The organism is Aeromicrobium sp., assembly GCF_050700635.1.
In the GTDB taxonomy this organism is placed as follows: Bacteria; Actinomycetota; Actinomycetes; order Propionibacteriales; family Nocardioidaceae; genus Aeromicrobium.
In genome coordinates, this window is record NZ_JBOHDT010000077.1 from 1 (window position 1) to 19,045 (window position 19,045).

The 19,045-nt window shown below is 65.2% G+C and carries 18 protein-coding genes; 10 read left to right on the top strand and 8 right to left on the bottom strand.

Annotated elements, in window-relative coordinates:
• Positions 1 to 78: 78 nt before the first annotated feature.
• From ACRDPN_RS05850 to ACRDPN_RS05885, 8 genes are all read right to left on the bottom strand, one after another.
• Positions 79 to 1,035: a GNAT family N-acetyltransferase gene (locus ACRDPN_RS05850; RefSeq protein WP_431446433.1), complete on the bottom strand. Its 957-nt coding sequence runs from the start codon at positions 1,033 to 1,035 to the stop codon at positions 79 to 81.
• Entirely contained in the window at positions 1,028 to 1,675 is a 648-nt protein-coding gene (locus tag ACRDPN_RS05855) for a methyltransferase domain-containing protein (protein WP_431446434.1), read from the bottom strand. Before ACRDPN_RS05855 ends, ACRDPN_RS05850 begins: the two co-directional genes overlap by 8 nt.
• Positions 1,676 to 1,769: 94 nt before the next feature.
• The gene (locus ACRDPN_RS05860; RefSeq protein ID WP_431446435.1) at positions 1,770 to 3,035 is read right to left on the bottom strand and encodes a lipopolysaccharide biosynthesis protein; all 1,266 of its coding nucleotides are present in this window, start codon (positions 3,033 to 3,035) and stop codon (positions 1,770 to 1,772) included.
• Positions 3,032 to 4,324: a nucleotide sugar dehydrogenase gene (locus ACRDPN_RS05865; protein ID WP_431446436.1), complete on the bottom strand. Its 1,293-nt coding sequence runs from the start codon at positions 4,322 to 4,324 to the stop codon at positions 3,032 to 3,034. The genes ACRDPN_RS05860 and ACRDPN_RS05865 overlap by 4 nt, the downstream gene beginning before the upstream one ends.
• Entirely contained in the window at positions 4,321 to 5,322 is a 1,002-nt protein-coding gene (locus ACRDPN_RS05870; RefSeq protein ID WP_431446437.1) for a Gfo/Idh/MocA family oxidoreductase, read from the bottom strand. Before ACRDPN_RS05870 ends, ACRDPN_RS05865 begins: the two co-directional genes overlap by 4 nt.
• A 1-nt stretch (position 5,323) precedes the next feature.
• Positions 5,324 to 6,412: a DegT/DnrJ/EryC1/StrS family aminotransferase gene (locus tag ACRDPN_RS05875; RefSeq protein WP_431446438.1), complete on the bottom strand. Its 1,089-nt coding sequence runs from the start codon at positions 6,410 to 6,412 to the stop codon at positions 5,324 to 5,326.
• Positions 6,413 to 6,418: 6 nt separating this feature from the next.
• The gene (locus ACRDPN_RS05880) at positions 6,419 to 7,018 is read right to left on the bottom strand and encodes an acyltransferase (protein ID WP_431446439.1); all 600 of its coding nucleotides are present in this window, start codon (positions 7,016 to 7,018) and stop codon (positions 6,419 to 6,421) included.
• A gap of 65 nt (positions 7,019 to 7,083) precedes the next feature.
• Positions 7,084 to 8,949, bottom strand: a complete 1,866-nt coding sequence (locus tag ACRDPN_RS05885; RefSeq protein WP_431446440.1) for a polysaccharide biosynthesis protein — start codon at positions 8,947 to 8,949, stop codon at positions 7,084 to 7,086.
• Positions 8,950 to 9,124: 175 nt separating this feature from the next.
• On the opposite strand from ACRDPN_RS05885, the gene ACRDPN_RS05890 reads away from it, so the two are divergent.
• From ACRDPN_RS05890 to scpA, 10 genes are all read left to right on the top strand, one after another.
• Positions 9,125 to 9,643: an LPXTG cell wall anchor domain-containing protein gene (locus ACRDPN_RS05890; RefSeq protein ID WP_431446441.1), complete on the top strand. Its 519-nt coding sequence runs from the start codon at positions 9,125 to 9,127 to the stop codon at positions 9,641 to 9,643.
• Positions 9,644 to 9,668: 25 nt separating this feature from the next.
• On the top strand, positions 9,669 to 11,420 hold the full coding sequence (locus tag ACRDPN_RS05895; RefSeq protein WP_431446442.1) for a DUF4012 domain-containing protein: 1,752 nt from the start codon (positions 9,669 to 9,671) through the stop codon (positions 11,418 to 11,420).
• 96 nt (positions 11,421 to 11,516) lie between these two features.
• Positions 11,517 to 11,729, top strand: a complete 213-nt coding sequence (locus ACRDPN_RS05900) for a hypothetical protein (RefSeq protein ID WP_431446443.1) — start codon at positions 11,517 to 11,519, stop codon at positions 11,727 to 11,729.
• Complete coding sequence (locus ACRDPN_RS05905; protein WP_431446444.1) at positions 11,726 to 13,129, top strand: AMP-binding protein; 1,404 nt, start codon at positions 11,726 to 11,728, stop codon at positions 13,127 to 13,129. Before ACRDPN_RS05900 ends, ACRDPN_RS05905 begins: the two co-directional genes overlap by 4 nt.
• Entirely contained in the window at positions 13,129 to 13,764 is a 636-nt protein-coding gene (locus ACRDPN_RS05910) for an acetyltransferase (protein WP_431446445.1), read from the top strand. Before ACRDPN_RS05905 ends, ACRDPN_RS05910 begins: the two co-directional genes overlap by 1 nt.
• A gap of 16 nt (positions 13,765 to 13,780) precedes the next feature.
• Positions 13,781 to 14,419 carry a hypothetical protein gene (locus ACRDPN_RS05915; RefSeq protein ID WP_431446446.1) on the top strand — a complete coding sequence of 213 codons (639 nt, stop codon included), beginning with the start codon at positions 13,781 to 13,783 and terminating at the stop codon, positions 14,417 to 14,419.
• Complete coding sequence (locus tag ACRDPN_RS05920; RefSeq protein WP_431446447.1) at positions 14,416 to 15,369, top strand: ATP-grasp domain-containing protein; 954 nt, start codon at positions 14,416 to 14,418, stop codon at positions 15,367 to 15,369. The genes ACRDPN_RS05915 and ACRDPN_RS05920 overlap by 4 nt, the downstream gene beginning before the upstream one ends.
• A gap of 83 nt (positions 15,370 to 15,452) precedes the next feature.
• Positions 15,453 to 15,701 carry a hypothetical protein gene (locus tag ACRDPN_RS05925; protein WP_431446448.1) on the top strand — a complete coding sequence of 83 codons (249 nt, stop codon included), beginning with the start codon at positions 15,453 to 15,455 and terminating at the stop codon, positions 15,699 to 15,701.
• A gap of 61 nt (positions 15,702 to 15,762) precedes the next feature.
• Positions 15,763 to 17,577 (top strand): methylmalonyl-CoA mutase subunit beta, encoded by a 1,815-nt coding sequence (locus ACRDPN_RS05930; protein ID WP_431446449.1) that lies wholly within the window; start codon positions 15,763 to 15,765, stop codon positions 17,575 to 17,577.
• Positions 17,574 to 19,045, top strand: a 1,472-nt coding sequence (gene scpA, locus ACRDPN_RS05935; RefSeq protein WP_431446450.1) for a methylmalonyl-CoA mutase, incomplete at its 3' end; no start/stop codon positions are given. The genes ACRDPN_RS05930 and scpA, both read left to right, overlap by 4 nt.

Here is a 19,045-nt window from a genome sequence, read left to right on the forward strand (position 1 = left end):
TAGCCGAACAGCTCCATGGGGGATGTCGGAGTGATGTCGACGGTGACGGCTGTGGCTGCCTTGCTCATGTCTCGTCCACTACATGCGTCCACTCAGCACGGCAGCCGTCCTGATCGCCTTCGAGGAGAATCGAGAGACCTGGAAATAGGGAGTCTGGCGAGCCCCGAAACCTCGAAAGAATCGTTCGATCGGTTCGATCATGGAACCCTCGAAGTTGAAGCTTTTCGAGACTGTCGAGGCCGAACGTATGGCCTCCCACATGCACAAACTCGCCGCACCGCTGGATCGCAGGTCCGGATCCCCGGCGCCCATCAAGTAGTAGGCGCTGTCGCGATCCCACACGACGTACACGCCCGCGTGTGGCCGGCCCTGTGAGTCTCGGGCGATGATGATCCGACGGCAGTCGTGCTTTTGGCAAGCCGCGTCGAGGCGCTCGACGTACTCCGTCGAGTAAGGCTGGTCAAGCCCCTGCCGGGCGAATGTCATCACGTTGAGGGAAAGAAGCTCGTCCAGGGTGGCGTCGGCCGAGGCTGTCATCTGGTGCCTTGATTCGGCCTTCCGGATTTCCCTTCGCGTGCTTCCGGTCAGTCCTCGCCACAGGCGTTCCTCATCGGACAGGTCGTCCAGCATGTAGGTGTAGCGGGTCGTTTGCTCGAAGCCACGCCAATAGAAGGGGAGCCAGTTGGTGATCGTGGGCGACCACTTCTGAACGTAATTCAGTCGACGGGGTAGGCCGTCGATGAGCGCCGACATCAGCTCGTTCTGGCGGGAATACTCGGCGTTCCGTTCCGCTCCTGTTTCGAGTATCCATGGACCCAAGTAGGGGGTCAAGGCCGGCTGGGTGAGGAGTCGCAAGCCACGCGCGCGACGCTGAAAGTACGGCAGTGCCGCATGTACGCCGTCCGCCTTGACCGCCAGTGACACATCCCACGCGTTCGGTCCACACGCCGCATCCAGCCACCACGGCTGGAGAAAGATCGGCGGTGTGATGGATTCGTCATCACACGCGCCGCGATAGATGTGCTGGTCATCCATCGAAGCCGGGCTTCCGAAGGATCACGTGGTACCGGTACTCGTAATACCGGGAGCTGACGATCTCGATGCTCAGCTGGTGCACGTCCGCCTGGTGTAGCCAGAACGAGGGAAGGTAACCGAATCCCATGCCTTCTCCGGGGAGCCGAGCCCATTCCCTCTGTTTCCTAGGCAGGAGAACGATCTGCGCCATCCGGAGGAGCCTTCCCACGGTCCGGAGACTTCGACGCATGAGACGGCTCAAGGGCTTCCTCTCTGACACCTTCATCGGTTGGTAGCCGATTCCGCAGGGCAGCATCGCGTACCTCACCGGGTCGACGCAGTCGAAAAGATAGAATGATCGCGCCGATTCATTCACCGTGAACAAGTCCATGAGGTCGGCGAGCCGATGCGAGGAGAGAAATTGATTGAGGGCGCCCGTCGTCACCCACGTCGGCGACGTGCATTCAGGCAGGTACGTGAAGGCGTCGACGTCAGACAAGGCGATTGATTTTCCGTCGAGTCGACGGTGTGCCACGTCCAGCATCGACTGCGAATAGTCGATCCCCATGTCAACCTTTGCGTGGTCCGAGAAGTAATACAGCAGTTCGCCCGCCCCACACCCGAGGTCAACGCAACCTGCCGTCTTTTCTTCCGGCGTCATCAAGGCAGCATGTTCGTCGGCCTTGCGGTCGTAGTACTCAGCATCCGCCGAGCGATGAAGACTGGACGTCTGCGCGTCCCAAAAACCTCGAAATTCATCGGCTGACATTCGAACCGTGCACCTTTACGTGGAGGAAGAACAGCAGGGTATGTGCGGCCAGCGAACCTGTTGAGGCAAGAAATACTGCGACGTAGAACCCGAGATCGAGATAGTACGCACTGCTGATGGCACCGATCACCAGGAGCAGTCGCAGCAGGTCGACCGCAAGTTGAAGGTGTTGCTTGTCAAAGACCACGAGGTGATTCGTCGGGGAGAACATCACATTGCCCACCAGCATCGGCGCCATGGCCATGAGGACGAAGCCGGCACCTGCCCACTCAGAACCCAGGATTGGGCCAACAACGATCGGACCCGTGAGACACAGGCCCACGACGACCAGAGCGGCCACGGCAAGGCGGCGTGTGACTCGCTGGTAGGCCTGGGCGATCTCCTCGTATTCGTGACGACGCGCGTGGTCGGCGGCCAAGGACCAGAAGCTTTGAGCGAGCGCTGCCGTCACAGCACTGATCGGCGCTGCCGCTGTTCGGTTGATGAGCGCATACCAGCCCACCTGAACCGGCGAGAAGAAGACAGCCAGCACGAGTACCGGCGCGTTCAGGCTGAGCGCATTGAGTATCGAAACCGCGGTCGACCAGGTGGCCGTGCGGCCGTGTGCTCGCAGTACCGAGCGGAGAGAAAGTCGACTGACCCCTCCAAGTGCGTCGCGCAGTTTGACTCCGCTATGCCGCGCCAAGGTGTAGCTGCCCGCCCAAGCCGACAGCACAGCGGCGCCGATCAATCCTGTCGCGCCCATGCGGGCCGCCCCGCTCCCGATCGAGAGCAAGACGTTCGCGACGCTCCGCGAGACTGTCGCGCGGCTCACGGCCGTGAGATCCCCACGACGTACGAACCAGCCGCTGAACAGGTCACGCAGGCCGCCCGCGAGGACCAGCAATGGGAGCAAGAGGAGCAACAGCCCCAGCTGCGCGGACCATGTCTCGAGCCCGACGGCCACCTGCGCGACGCAGAGCACTACAAGAACGACGAGCGTTGAGAAGACGAGAACACACCCGCCGAGGACGAACAAGGTCTTGGCCCGGACTGCATCCGGCTCATTGGGAACGACCCAGTCGAAGCGCCAGGTTGCGAATGCACCAATCACGGCCGCGATCGCGACGAACACCGCAAGCGACGCGAAGTCGCTTGGGAGGAACAGTCTCGACAGGATCGGGGCGGCCAGGACAGGCAGGGCCAGGGCGATCAGATTGGCGCGCGCAACCCGAGAGAAGTTTGCTCGGAAGGTCGGCTTTACCGTGCTCATCCCGACTGCCCGAGAGTCACCAATTCCACACCGTCGAGGTACCCAACGGGCACGATCTGGCGACCGTCGACGAGGGTCCGAAGGCCCGGGAGATCCTCCAGACGGAGTGTCGCGTACTCGCGATGATCGGTATGGATGATCGCAGCTTCGACGGTGTCACCCTGCGCGTGCGGGGTCAGTCCCAACGCAATCAGCTCATCAGCCGAGTAGAGCGGATCGTCTACGGTCACCGTGGCGCCGCGACGCTCCAGTTCGTCGACCGTCGCAAAGACGCCGCTGAACGCGGTCTCCTTGACGCCGGCCCGGTACGCGGCCCCCAGGACCGCGACTCGTGCTTCCTTGAGATCGCCGTGTGCCTCCTCCAAGAGGTCGACCGCGTGCTTCGGCATGGCGGCATTCGCTTCGCGCGCGGCTCGGACGATCGTGGCGTCGGGATCGTTGGAGAGATAGAGGTGCGGATACACGGGGATGCAGTGGCCCCCTACCGAGATGCCGGGCTGGTGGATGTGGCTGAACGGCTGGGAGTTCGCTGCGTCGATCACCTGGTAGACGTCGATGCCGGCCTTCTCGGCGAAGACGGCGAACTGGTTGGCCAAGCCGATGTTCACGTCGCGGTACGTGGATTCTGCCAGCTTCGCCATCTCTGCGGCCTCGGCCGACCCGAGATCCCAGACCCCGTTGCCTCGCTCGAGGTCAGGACGCTCGTCGAACTCGAGGACCTGTTCATAGAACGTCTTGGCGCGCTGGGCACCCTGTTCGGTCAGTCCGCCCAGCAGTTTCGGGTACTTGCGCAGGTCCTCGAAGACCCGCCCGGTCAACACGCGCTCGGGCGAGAAGACCACGTGAAAGTCCGTGCCTTCGACGAGTCCGCTGCCGGCTTCGAGCGCCGGTTTCCAACGGGAGCGGGTAGTGCCAACGGGAAGAGTGGTCTCGTAGATCACCAGGGTGCCGGCCGTCAGGTTCGCGGCGATGTCCTTCGTCGCGCTGTCCATCCGGCCGAAGTCGGGCCGACCGTCCGCATCCACGAACAGGGGCACGACGACGACCACGGCGTCAGAAACAGGGATCGCCTCGGCGTAGTCGGTGGTGGCGACCAGACGGCCGGTCGGTACCAGTCGTTGCAGGTACTCGGCGAGGTCGGCCTCGCCGGGGAAAGGCTCCGTGCCTGCGTTGACGGTCGCGACGGTCTCGGCGTCGATGTCCACGCCGATGACGTGGTGGCCGGTGTGCGCGAACTGTGCCGCAAGGGGTAGGCCGATCTTGCCGAGCCCGACGACGGCGATCTTCATGCCTTGCCCTCGGCGATCTGGACAGCCCGGCCCTCACGTGCGGACGTGATACATGCGTCGGCAACCGCGACAGTGGCGAGACCTTCCCGCATCGTGACGATGTCGTTGGACCGGCCAAGGATGGCGTCGCGGAAGTTCCGATGCTGGACGAGCAGTGGCTCAGGCTTGGGTATCGCGAAACGAGTGCTGTTGCCCTCGGTGACTCCTCGGAATGACCGCACCTGCTCCCATTCGGTGGCAACGACACCGTTCTCGTGGAACGTGAGGTCGCCGTGAAGCGTGTCGGCGATGAAGGCACCCTTCTCGCCGGTGACGACGGTCACGCGCTCCTTCAGCGGAGACAGCCAGTTCACCAGGTGACTCGCCACGGTCCCGTCGATCATCATGGCGGTGATCGAGATGAGGTCTTCATGCTCACGGCCACTCTTGTGCGCCGTGTGGGCAGAGACCACGGCGTACGGCGACTGGATCACCCAGGCGGTCAGGTCGATGTCGTGAGTCGCCAAGTCCTTCACCACACCGACATCGAAGCTCCGATGGGGGAACGGCCCCTGCCTGCGGGTCGCGACTTGGTAGATGTCGCCGAGGTCGCCGTTCTCCAGCCGGGTGCGCAACGCACGGAGAGCGGGGTTGAACCGTTCGATATGGCCGACGGCGTTCGTGAGGCCCGCGTTCTCGAAGACGTCGACCAGCCGCTCTGACTCAGCAGAGTCGGTGGCCAGGGGTTTCTCGATCATCGTGTGGATGCCGGCGTCAGCGAGCTCGAGGCCCGCCTGGAGGTGGAATGTCGTGGGGATGGCAACGACTGCCGCCTCGATCCCCTGCGCGATCATCTCGGACACGGTGGCCACCACGACGGCGTCGCCGGCCGTGCCGTGCTGGTCGCCGGCAGGATCGGCCACCGAGACGAGCTCGATGTCATCGATGGAGTTGAGCACCCGGGCGTGGTTGCGACCCATCATGCCGATGCCGACCAGTCCGAGGCGCAGCTTGCTCACGTCAGCCACCCGCCTTCGTCAGGGTGTTCACCGCGGTGACGATGCGTTCGAGGTCGGCCCCGGAAATTGACGGGTGGACGGGCAAGGACAGACACTCGCGCGAGGCTGCCTCCGTCTCCGGAAGGTCGATGTCGGCCTGGAACGGTGTCAGCCGGTGGTTGGGGATCGGGTAGAACAGCCCCGACTCGATGTCGTACTCGTCCCTCAGAGCCTTCGCAAGGCCGTCCCGGTCGTCGGCCACCCGCACCGTGTACTGGTGGAAGACATGCACCGCACCGGCCGCAACGGTCGGCGTGGTCACACCGTCGAGGTTCTCGGTCAGAAATGCCGCATGGTCTTGCCGACGTGTGGTCCAGCCATTGACCTTCGTCAGCTGGACGCGACCGATGGCCGCATGGATGTCGGTCATGCGTGCGTTGAACCCGACCACTTCGTTCTCGTACGGCCGCTGCATGCCTTGGTTGCGGTAGAGCCGCAGCAAGCGCTCGAGATCGTCGTCGGCCACGGAGACCATGCCGCCCTCGCCGGAGGTCATGTTCTTCGTGGGATAGAGCGAGAACATCGCGAACGATCCGAAGGCGCCAACCGGCTTGCCGTCTAGCGACGCCCCATGCGCCTGGGCGGCGTCCTCGAAGACGAGCAGACGATGACGCTCGGCGATCGCCCCCAGGGCGGACATGTCCGCGGGATGCCCGTAGAGATGGACGGGCATCACCGCGACCGTGCGATCGGTGATCGCCGCCTCGACCGACGCGGGATCGAGACAGAACGAGATCGGATCGATGTCGGCAAAGACCGGAGCGGCACCCGTCAAGGCCACAGCGTTGGCGGTCGCGGCGAAGGTGAAGGACGGGACGATGACCTCGTCGCCCGGCTTGACGCCCGCAGCGAGCAGGCCCAGGTGCAGTCCGGACGTCCCGGAGCTGACCGCGACACAGCATCGTCCGAGCCCGAAGTGTTCGGCGAACTCCCGCTCGAAGGCCGCCACCTCTGGACCTTGGGTGATCATGCCGCTCCGCATCACCCGGTCGACTGCCTGGCGTTCCTCGTCATCGATCAGCGGCTTGGCGGCAGGAATGAAGTCGTTCATACCGACTCAGCTCTCGATGACGGCCAGGGTGCCGCCACTCTCGCGAAAGCGGTCACCCGTGTCCGGGCACACGAGGGTGCCGTCCTCATGTTCGTTCAGGCGTCGTCCGGTGCGGCCGACCCAGCCGATGCGACGTGCCGGGACACCGGCGACGAGCGCGTGGGCCAGCACGTTCTCGGTGACGACGGACCCTGCCGCCACCATCGACCAGCTGCCGATCGTCACCGGGGCGACGCACACAGAACGCGCACCCAGGGAGGCACCAAAGTGCACGGTCACGCCGACCGGATCCCAATCCAATGCCGACTTGAGCGTGCCGTCCGGGTTGACGGCCCGAGGCGAGACGTCATTGGTCAGCACAACTCCTGGACCGATGAACACGCCATCGTCGACCACCGCCGGTTCGTAGACCAGTGCGTAGTTCTGGACCTTCACCCGGTCTCCGATGACGACTCCGGAACCGATGTAGGCCCCACGGCCGACGGTGCACTCAACCCCGATCGTGGCCCCTTCGCGAACCTGCGCCAGGTCCCAGACAGACGAACCATTGCCGACGGCCGCGCTAAGGGCGACATCGGCAGAGGACGCGATCATCGGTGTCGTCAAGGGCCCTCTCTCGTCCCCACCACGATAAGGCGCGACTGATGTCTTCTCGGGTTGATTCCACGGCGTCAAATGCGGATCTCTTGCCTCGCGGGCAGGCACATGTGATCCGTCAGGGCTTTCATCGCGGCCGCGACCAGTTGGTTATCGCCACGGACGGGGAGCGACAGCACCTCGGGTTGTGTCACGAGGGGGACCGGCACATGGGAGATGAGCGGATGGATGGGCCGCCGGTCCACCTCGCCCAGGCCGAGGCGGGCCTCGTGGAGCTTCTCGCCGGGCTTGAGCCCGGTAAACACGAGGTCGATCGGTTGACTGGACCTCTCGATGTACATCCGCGCGACGTCGAGGATTTTCACCGGCTCGCCCATGTCGAGGACAAGCGCCTCCCCGTCCTGGCCGATGGCAGCCGCCTGGATGACCAGCTGGATCGACTCCCTCACCGTCATGAAGTAGCGGGTGACCTCGGGGTGGGTGACGGTGACGGGACCTCCAAGCTCGACCTGTGAGGCGAATGTCCTGAGCACAGATCCGCTCGTGCCGAGGACGTTGCCGAACCGCACGCTGAGATAGGTGTCGCCGTTGGTGGACGCTGCCTTGGTCAAACCTTCGGAGATCCGCTTGGAGTGGCCGAGGACGCTCTGCGGATCGGCGGCCTTGTCGGTGGAGATGTTCACGAACCTCTCGACGCCAACGGACCTGGCGGCTTCGAGCACGTTGAGGGTTCCGAGCACGTTGGTCTTCACGGCTTCGGCGGCGTGGCCCTCGAGCATGTTCACGTGCTTCAGAGCGGCGGCGTGGAACACGACCTGAGGCCGACGGCTCTCGAAGATCTCGCGCATCCGCTCGGCTTCGCGGACGTTGGCGAGGATGACGTCGGACGAGTCGAGGTCGGCGCGGCCATTCATCGACAGCAGCAGCGAGTGGAGCGCCGACTCGTCGCGATCGAGCATCATCAGCTCGGCGGGGGCGAAGTCCTGGATCTGACGGCACAGCTCGGAACCGATCGAGCCGCCCGCGCCGGTGACGAGGACCCTCTTGTCCTGGAGGAAGCCGGCGATCGAGGCGATGTCGGTCTCGACCTGGTGTCGTCCGAGGAAGTCCTCCGGAGCGATGTCGCGAACGTGGGTGAGGTCCACACCGGCGAGCAGCTCGCTGACGCTGGGAAGCACCTTGACGTCCAGGTCGCCGCCGCGGGCGAGGTTGCTGATGCGGATCATCAGGTCGGCGCCGGCGCTGGGGATCGCGACAACGATCGTGTCGGCACCCCGGTTCGTCGCGGCCTCTGGCAGCGCGTCGATCGGGCCGACGACCTGGACACCCCGATAACGGAGATGGCGTCTGTGCCGGTCGTCGTCGAGCATCCCGACCGGCTTCCAGGTGTGGTGCGGATCGCGGAGCATCGAGTCGATCAGCTGGCGGGCGCCGTCGCCGGCTCCGACGACCAGGATCGGGCGACCGACGTCACCGGTGGGACTCGGCCTTGCTTCGTCGACCAGGTATCGCCAGGTGGCGCGTCCCCAGCAGGCGATGATGAGCGCGATCGCTGCGGCCCCGATCGGGGCCGCGCGCGGGAGCAGCAGTGCTCCGGGAAGCAGTGCGTTGGCGAGGGTCAGCACGATGCCGACGGTGCCGATCACGTTGGACAGCAGGAAGATCTCCTCGAAGCTGCCGAACTTCGCACGCCCGTGGTGAGCGCGGGTCTGCCAGGCGAGGAGGCAGTGGAGGAAGGCCGCAGTCGTGCCGAGCGTGAGCACGCCGCCGAGCGGGACGGTGCCTTGTGACGAATCCAGGTGGAGGGTGGCCGACACCGTCCACGTCTCAAGCCGGAACGCGGCGGCGAGGTAGAACGCCATCAGCCACGCGAACGAGTCCAGGGCGATCAGGGACGGCGCGCGGTGAGACCGAGCCTGCTGGATGAGCCATATACGCATGATGAGTACCGACCACCTAGGAAGTCCGTCGAGTCTAGCCGCGGCACCAGTGGCTGATGCACGGTCGAACCGAAACCATCTGTAACACCAGTTTCATCCAAAATCGTCGACAGATATGCGAAAACCCCAGTATGGTGAAGCAGTTTCTCTCCACTTCCGCAACGGAGGAGCACACATGAACAGCTTGAAACTGGCGGCCATTGCCGTCCTGGTTGCGGGGTTCGGGCTGTTGACTCCGAGTGCGGCATCCGCCGACCCGCCATACGGAGGGTGCGTGGTTGAGCTCGACGTCGATCCCGACTCCCTCGACGGTGCGGGCAGTGTCGAGGGCGAGGCGGAGGGGACCCCCAGCGGCGGCGACATGGAGATCACCAACGACTTCAACGGTCAAGATGAGTCGGGCGACAGCTCAACCGACTTCACGTTCTCCTTCCCCGAGGTCGACGACGACGAAGACGTCACCATCACAGCGGAGTACGAGGTCGACGACGTCGATTGCGAAGATTCCGTCACGATTGAGCTTGAGGGTCAGGACGACGAAGATGGCGACGGCGATGGGGACAAGAAGAGCAGTGGCGACCTCCCCGACACCGGCGGACCGGACTCGATGATCATCGGCACCGGCATCACCCTGATGCTCGTCGGCGCGGGAGTCCTGTACTTCGCCCGCCGCAGGAACCAAGAAGCTGCCTGACACCCGCGGGCAGCGTCGTCGATCCGTGCGGCGCTGGCTGCTGGTGGCGGCCGCGGCCGTCGCACTCGTGGTCCTCGGCGCCGGGCTGGTACTGGCCTACGACACCGCGCAGGCACGAGGAGCGCTCCAGCGTGCGGAGGAGCAGGCCGCCGACCTGAGGGTGCAGGTGTCGAACGGCGAGGTGGACGCCGCCCGGGGGGTGCTGGCCCAGCTCCAGGACTCCACCGATGAGGCTGAGTCGCACACCGACGGCCCCTTGTGGAACGTGGCCGCCCGGACGCCCCTCATCGGCCAGAACTTCGCTTCCGTCCAGACGATCTCTCGTGCTCTTCAGGACATCAGCAGCGACGGGCTCGATCCGCTGGTCGACATCGCCGACCAGGTGGGTGCTGAGGTCTTCAGCCCGCAAGACGGTCGGATCGACGTCGACGCGGTGCAAGACGTCTCGCCCGGGTTGCAGAGTGCCGACGCAGCGCTCACCCGAGGGTGGCTCGAGCTTCGTGAGATCGACCCCGACGGGCTGGTCGGGCCGTTGCAGGGTCCGGTGACGGAGCTCCAGACCAGAGTCGACGACGCTCGCTCCACCGTCCGCGCTGGAGCGAAGGCTGCGCGGTTGATCCCGGACATGCTGGGCGGCTCCGACAAGCGCTCCTACGTCCTCGCGTTCCAGAACAACGCCGAGATCCGCTCGACCGGCGGACTGCCCGGAGCCTTCGCGATCCTGAACGCCGACGACGGCCGGATCAGCCTGGGACGTCAAGGCGCCGGGTCGGAGTTTCCGTATTTCGCCGACGACCTCCCGATCAAGCCCACGCAGGACGAGCAGCGGCTCTACTCGATCCTGCTCACCGGCTTCTGGGGCGACACGACGCTCACCCCCGACTTCCCTCGCGCGGCGCAGATCATGCGTGCCATGGTTCGCCGGGAGCTCGACCGCAAGACCGACGGAGTGATCTCGCTCGATCCCGTTGCGCTGTCCTACATCCTCGAGGCCACTGGGCCGGTCAAGCTGAGCGACGGCACGTCTCTGACCAGCGACAATGCCGTGAAGAAACTGCTCAACGACGTGTACCTCGAGATCCCCGAGAACGAGGCCCAAGACGCCTACTTCGCCGATGCGACCAGACGCGTCTTCGGTGCCGTCGTGTCAGGCAAGGGTGGCAGCCAGGCGCTGCTCGAAAGCTTGGCGAAAGCCGCGGGCGAGAGCCGGATCCTGATCTCCTCGGCGCGGCGAGCCGAACAACGGACCCTGGCGTCGACCCGGGTCGGCGGTGCGCTGGCTGGAGACCGGGGAACGACCCCTCACGTCGGCATCTTCTACAACGATGCCACCCAGGCGAAGCTCGAGTACTACCTCCGGAAGAGGACAGTGGTACGGGCGACGGCCTGTACGCGAGACGGCGCCCAGTCACTGACCGCCACCACCGTGCTGCGGTCGGTCGCACCGAAAAATGCCCGCAGCCTGCCTCGGTCGATCCTCGGGACCGGCGACCGCGGGAAGCCGGGGTATTTCCGCATGATCATGACGTTCTACGCCCCGTACGGCGGGCTCGTGACGCGTCTGGAGATCGACGGTGAGGAGGAGCTCGTCAACCGGGTGGAGCACGACGGCCTCAACCTGGTGAGTCAGACGATCCTGCTCGCGCCCGGCCAGAAGATGACCGTGAAGGCGTCGATGTTCACCGGCAAGGACCAGCGCGAGGACGCCGTCTTCACGACCACGCCGGGCATCGAGGCGACGCCCAACAACGTGACCGTGCCGAGCGCCTGCCGATGAGCGGATGAGCACGTCTGGGCATCGCCAGCGGGTTACGATGCGCTTCAACTCCTCGGCGACGACAGGCTTGGTGACATGGAAACGAGGTTGCGGCACGTGTTCGCGCGGCTGTTCCACATGCCGAGCGACGCCGATTTCGAGTCGCTGGTGCACAGAGGAGTCGGTGCGTGGGACTCGCTGAGGCACATGCATCTCATGACGCAGATCGAGAAGGAATTCGACCTGATGCTCACGCTTGAACACGTGTCCGAGATCCGATCCTTCGAATCAGCGCTCCGTGCACTCAGAATGTATCCCGTTCAGCCGTGAACAGCGGGCTCATCACGTGGCTCCACGACAGCCCGGCGTTGGTGAACGTGGCCACGGGATCGACGCTGACTTACGCCGATCTGGTGACCTGGACTCAGAAGCGCGAGGCGGTCTACGAAGGTGAGCGGAGGCTCATCTTCCTGTTTGCTCGCAATTCGATGCCCTCGGTCCTGGCGTATCTCTCGTCGGTCCAGTCCGATCAGCCCGTCGCACTGCTCGACCACGGCCTGTCGGTTGAGTTCCGCCGGAATCTCGTGGACCGGTATGAGCCGGCGTACATCCACTGGGAGGGTGGAACCGACGACCCGGTTGTCGACGGATACCAGGAGGTCGCGCCGTCGCTCTTCGTGAGATCTCGGATCGAGCATTCCCCGCTGCATCCAGAGCTCGCCGTCCTGCTGACGACATCGGGTAGCACTGGAAGTCAGAAACTCGTGAGGTTGTCGCGAGCGAATGTGCTCTCCAACGCCAAGGCGATCGCGACGTCTCTGGAACTGACGCGGAGCGACCGTGCGATCACGACTCTTCCGTTCCACTACAGCTACGGGATGTCTGTCATCAATTCGCATCTCGTCGTCGGTGCCACAGTCGTTGTCGGCGAGCTGAGTGTTCTTCAGAAAGAGTTCTGGGAGGCTGTCCGAACACACAAGGTGACATCCTTCGCAGGAGTTCCGTTCACGTTTCAGATGCTCGACCGCACCGGATTCGACACGATGGACCTGCCTCACCTGAAGTACGTCACTCAGGCCGGCGGCTCGATGTCACGCGAGAGAACGCGAGTTCTGGCCGAAGCGTTGAAGTCGCGTGGCATCAGGCTCAATGTGATGTACGGGCAGACCGAGGCGGCCCCCCGCATCAGCTGCCTGTCCGTGACCGGCCAGCCAGAGAAGATCGGCTCTGTCGGCCGCGCCATCGATGGCGGGGAGCTGATGATCGACGCCGGCGAGGTGGGCGAGGGTGAGGTCGCGTATCGCGGCCCGAACGTCATGATGGGGTATGCCTCGGATGTGTCCGATCTCTGCCTGGGTGATGTTCAAGGGGACACCTTGCGGACCGGCGATCTTGGATTCCTTGATGACGAGGGCTTCCTCTACATCACCGGCAGGATGAAGCGCATTGCCAAGCTTTTCGGCTTGAGGTTGAACCTCGACGAGATCGAAGCCATGGTGCAAGGGCTTGGTCAGTGCGCTGCTGTCAACATCGGTGACACCCTGTACGTCCATCACTTGTCGACGGACGAGTCGGCCGTCACCACAGCACAACAGCATCTGGAGAAGGTGCTAAAGCTGCCGCCTCAGGCGATCACCTTCCAGCGACTCGATGTCTTTCCCACGCTGGGGAACGACAAGATCGACTACCGTCGGCTCGAGAAGATTCATGACGAGCCACCGGTGGGTTGATGACGGCACTGATCATTGTCGGCGCGGGCGGTTTCGGCCGTCAGATGCTGTCATATGCCCTAGAGCTGGGACTCGACGTTGCCGGTTTCGTCGACGATGACCTGCACGCGCTCGACGGTACAGAGACCGAGCTGCCCATCCTGGGCACGACGGAAACCATGGCCAGCCGGTCGGATCACGAGTTCGTGGTGGCGGTCGGAGATCCGGCGAGCAGGCAACGGCTCGCGCAGGCGGGCACCAAGGCTGGTGGACGACTCCGCACCCTGATCCATGCGTCGGCGTTCGTGGATCGGACCGCGACGATCGGTCCGGGCTGCATCATCAGCCCCTTCGCCATGGTCGGCGCAGGTGCCCAGGTGGGGGAGAATTCCGTGATCAATGTTCATGCGGCCGCGGCGCACGACACCATCGTGGGAACCGACTGCGTGTTGTCGCCGTACGTCGCTCTGAATGGAGGTGTGTCACTCGGCGACGGTGTGTTCGTCGGAACGCACGCGGCCGTGCTTCCCGGAGTTCGGGTCGGAGCGTGTTCGAAGATCAGCGCCGGCTCGATCGTCTACTCGGATGTTGAACCGGGAAGCCTGGTGGCCGGCAATCCGGCGCAGGGCCGAGTCATGTTCCGCACCGATTCCTGACCGAGGAGGCTGGAGAATGAACAAGAAGGTGCGGGCTTTCGTGGCGAGGGTCCGCCGAGGGGAGATCGTCAAACCTCTCTACCTCGCGTACTTCTACACCTACCTGTCGTTCTACGACCGCCGGCACGGCACGGCATTCTCGAACTCGCAGACTCCGGAGGAGATGGACTCCGCGCTGAGCGGGGGAGCGGGAAACTTCCCCGCCCATCCACGGCTCGTCCGCAGGTACCTGCTGGCGGCGGAAATCGATCGTGACGCAGCCTTGCTGGATGTTGGTCACGGCTCGGGCATGGTGCTCCATGTGGCGTCGGAGCTCGGCTTCACCCGACTTTCCGGTGTGGAGCACGGGAAGGTGCCCTTCGAGCTCTCACTGGCGAACGTGGGGGACAGGGCAACGCTGACGCGGGGGAACGCCCTCGACATCGATCTCACCCCCTTCACCGTCCTCACGTTCTTCAGCCCGTTCCGTGGTGAGCTCGCGGTGGACTTCTTCGAGAAGATGCCGGACAACGTCGAGGTGGTTCTCACCATCAACCACGATCCAGTGATCGAGCCGGTCCTCACGCGGAAGGGCTTGTCGGTGGACTGGTCCTACCAGCACCGCGTCTACGAGAACTTCAGCGCGAAGCTCTGGCGGCGGGCGGTTGTCGCATGACCGTGCCCCGCCTCCTGATATCCGGGATCGGCAAACGGAATGAAACGCTACGTCTGCTGGCCAGGGAGTGCGCCACCCACGGGGTGGAGATCGTCGGCTGCGACGCCTCACCGCTGGCTCCGGCACGGGCAGAGGTCATCCGCTTCGAACGGCTTCCGTTGGCCGGCGATGGCGACTTCGGTCGACACTATGCCCAGTTGCTCGCCGAGAACGATGTCACGGCGTACCTCTCGCTGGTCGACCCGGAGATCACGGTGCTCGGCGAGCTGGCAGCGAACGGGGAGCTCGGCGACGCGTTGTTCCTGCATCCTGACGCTGAGACGGCTCGGGTCTGCGAGGACAAGTTCGCCTTCTTCGAGCGGATGCAGACTCACGGGATCAGCACCGTCCCGACGTCGCTTTCGCCCCCGGACGCGTATCCCTACATCCGCAAGGACCGGCGAGGTTCGAGAAGCAGTGGGTTCCGTCTGGTCGACAAGCCGAGCAGAGCGGTCGAGAACCAGGAGCCAGGCGCCGAGTACGTCTTCCAACCCTTCCACGCGGGTCGGCACTACTGCGTCGATGTCTACTTCTCAGTGCACTCGGGTGCGCTGGTGGACCTCTGTGCCAAGGAGGTCCTGGCCAAGCAGGACGGCGAGAGCTTCCTGCTCAGGTCGGTCCCACCGGATCCGTTCATCGATCTCGTCCGTCAGGTCGGCCAGGATCTGCCCATGCGCGGCATCGTCAACTTCGACGTGTACGACGACGGCACCGGCCCGACCCTCATGGAGGTCAACTGCCGCATCGGCGGCAACTACCCGGCCGCTCATGCGATGGGTGCCAACCTGCTGCGCCACCTCATGGCGGAGGCCTTCGACGGCAAAGCGGTGGATGAGTCCTTCTCCGACTACACCGTCGACACGTATGTCTCGAAGTTCATCGGCTTCAGCGACCCGTACGCGCAACTGTGACCTCGGGCTGTGCGAATGATCGTCGTCCACAGGTGCGCGGCGACGACCATCCGACCTCGGTGCCAGCGGCATACGATGGTTCCATGACAGACGCCCAGACCTGGACGGCGCTCATCGGCATGATGTCGTTGCTGGCCGGGGCGATGGCGTTCTCGTTCAATCTGATTTCGCGGACATTCCTGGCTGAGATGCGGGGAGGCTTCGCCGAGCTGCGCGGCGAGATTCGCGTGATCGACACCAAGGTCGACGCCCTCGCGCGGCGCGTCGATGGTCTCGATGCCGACGTGCAGGCCATCACGCGTCGGCTGATGGACGGACCCGACACCGCGTAGACCGGTCGGATTCGTCACACCAGGTGGCGTCGCCTCAGCGGGCGTTCCTACACTTCGCACTATGGTCTCCGATCCCGGTGTCGTGCCGGTTCTGCTCGCCGAGGACGTCGAGGTCGACTCCGCCGACTGGGAGAAGGCCGCAGCAGCCGTGCTGCGCGAGTCGAAGAAGCTCGCCGACGATGCACCCGACGCAGGCGTCTGGGGGCTGCTCGCGCACGAGACCCTCGACGGCATCACGGTCACGCCGCTCGGCACGCCGGCGCTGAGCGAGGACCTGCCCGACCCTGGGCTGCCCGGCCAGGCGCCGTTCACCCGAGGCGCCTCAGCCACTCGTGAGCTCGACGGCTGGGATGTCCGCGCCTGGTTCACCGACCCGGACGTCGACGTCACCGCCGGCCACGTGGTCGCCGACATCGAGAACGGCGTCAACTCGCTCTGGCTCACCGTGGGCGAGGGAGCGATTCCGGCCGCTGCCCTGGCCCGCATCCTGGAGCCCGTCTTCGTCGATCTCGCGCCCGTGGTGCTCGACGCTCCGGATGCACCCGTCGCGGCCGCTAGTGCACTCGACGCCGTCATCGACGAGAAATCGGTCGAGCCTGCTCCGGGCACGAACTACGGCGCCGACCCGATCGGCGCTTCCGTACGAGGCTTCGGGGCGACCGACCTCGAAGTCGCCACCGAGGTGGTCGAGCTGGCGAGGGCTCGCGGCGTCCGCGGCATCCTCGTCGACGCCACTGCGGTCCACGACGCCGGTGCGTCCGAGGTGCAGGAGCTCGCCTACTCCATCGCTGCCGGAGCTGCGTACCTTCGACTGCTGGTCGAGTCCGGCCTGAGTGTCGACGACGCCGCCGGCCAGATCGACTTCCGGTATGCCGCCACCGACGAGCAGTTCATCACCATCGCGAAGCTGCGGGCCGCGCGTCGGCTCTGGAACCGCGTCACCGAGCTGAGCGGCGTCACGCCGGACGCACGTGGGCAGCGGCAGCACGCCGTCACCTCGCGCCCGATGATGTCCGAGTACGACCCCTACGTGAACATGCTGCGCACCACGATCGCGGCATTTGCGGCGGGTGCCGGGGGAGCGGACGCGGTCACCGTCCTGCCGTTCGACGAGCCGCTCGGCCTCCCCGAGGCGTTCAGCCGCCGCATCGCCCGCAACACGTCCAGCCTGCTGATCAGCGAGTCGCACGTCGCGATCGTCGCCGACCCCGCCGGCGGCTCGCACGCCGTCGAGAAGCTCACCGACGATCTCGCTCGGGCCGCGTGGGCCATGTTCGGTGAGCTCGAGGACGCCGGCGGAATCGTGGCTACCATCGCCGACGGCAGCCTGATGGCGCGGATCGGGAGTGCCATCGAGGCCCGGGAGAAGGAGGTCGCCGTCCGATCCCGCCCCATCACCGGACTCAGCGAGTTCCCGAACATCCACGAACAGACGCCCGAGCGCCGCCCGTACGGACGCACGCCGGTCGTGCACCGCTACGGCAAGTCGTTCGAGCAGATGCGTGACGACCCAGCGACCACACCGGTCTTCCTCGCCACCATGGGACGCATCGCCCAGCACACGGCGCGCGCCACCTTCGCCGCCAACCTGTTCGCCGCCGGCGGGATCGACACGGTCGTCGCCGGCGCCACCGAGGGTGTCGACGACGTCATCAGCGCCTACCGCGAGGCCAAAGGGCTTCCCGTCGTCTGCCTGGCCGGCCCGGACTCCGCGTACAAGGAGTGGGGAACCTCGCTGGTCGAGGCGCTGCGCCTGGCCGGTGCCCGACACGTCATCGTCACCGGAAAGGCCGACATCGGTGCCGACGACTCTGCGGCGGTCGGACTCGATGCCCTCGACTTCCTGCGCCGTACCCGAGAGGAGCTGACGGCATGAGCATCCCCGAGAGCTTCGCCGGCCTCCCGCTCGATCCCGATCCGACCCTTGAGCCTGTCGAAGGGGTCGTTTCGACAGGCTCAACGACTGAGCACGAGGCGTGGGACTCGCCGGAGGGCATCCCCGTCAAACACCTCTACACCAGTGCCGACCTCGAAGACGTCGATGCGCTCGACACCTATCCCGGCCTCGCCCCGTTCCTGCGCGGCCCGTACCCGGCGATGTACACGACCCAGCCGTGGACGATCCGCCAGTACGCCGGCTTCTCGACCGCCGAGGAGTCCAACGCGTTCTACCGTCGCAATCTCGCGGCCGGACAGAAGGGCCTGTCGGTCGCGTTCGACCTCGCCACCCACCGCGGCTACGACTCCGACCATCCGCGCGTTCGCGGCGACGTCGGCATGGCGGGGGTGGCCATCGACTCCATCTACGACGCGCGTCAGCTGTTCGAGGGCATCCCGCTCGACGAGATGAGCGTCTCCATGACGATGAACGGCGCCGTGCTGCCGGTGCTCGCGCTCTACATCGTCGCGGCCGAGGAGCAGGGTGTCCCGCCCGAGAAGCTGTCCGGGACCATCCAGAACGACATCCTCAAGGAGTTCATGGTCCGCAACACCTACATCTACCCGCCGGCGCCGTCGATGCGGATCATCTCCGACATCTTCGCGTTCACGGCGGAGAAGATGCCGCGGTTCAACTCCATCTCGGTCTCCGGCTACCACATCCAGGAGGCCGGGGCGACGAACGACCTCGAGCTCGCCTACACGCTGGCCGACGGCGTCGAGTACATCCGCGCGGGTCTCGACGTCGGGCTCGACATCGACGCGTTCGCGCCGCGGGTGTCGTTCTTCTGGGCCATCGGCATGAACTTCTACATGGAGATCGCGAAGATGCGGGCCGCCCGCGCGCTCTGGTCGCGTCTGGTGGCCGGCTTCGAGCCGAAGAACCCCAAGAGCCTGAGTCTGCGCACCCACAGCCAGACGTCGGGCTGGTCGCTCACCGCGCAGGACGTCTACAACAACGTGGCTCGCACCTGCATCGAGGCGATGGCGTCCACCCAGGGCCACACCCAGAGCCTGCACACGAACGCCCTCGACGAAGCCATCGCGCTGCCCACCGACTTCAGCGCCCGCATCGCCCGCAACACCCAGCTGCTGCTGCAGCAGGAGTCGGGTACCACCCATAGCATCGACCCGTGGGGCGGTTCCTACTTCGTCGAGAAGCTCACCCACGACCTCGCCAACCGAGCCTGGGCCCACATCCAGGAGGTCGAGGAGGCCGGCGGGATGGCCAAGGCCATCGAGGCCGGCATTCCCAAGATGCGCGTCGAGGAGGCCGCGGCACGCACGCAGGCCCGCATCGACTCCGGACAGCAGGCCGTCATCGGCGTCAACACCTACCGCCTGCCGATGGAGGACGACCTCGAGGTGCTCCGGGTCGACAACAAGTCGGTGTACGAGCAGCAGGT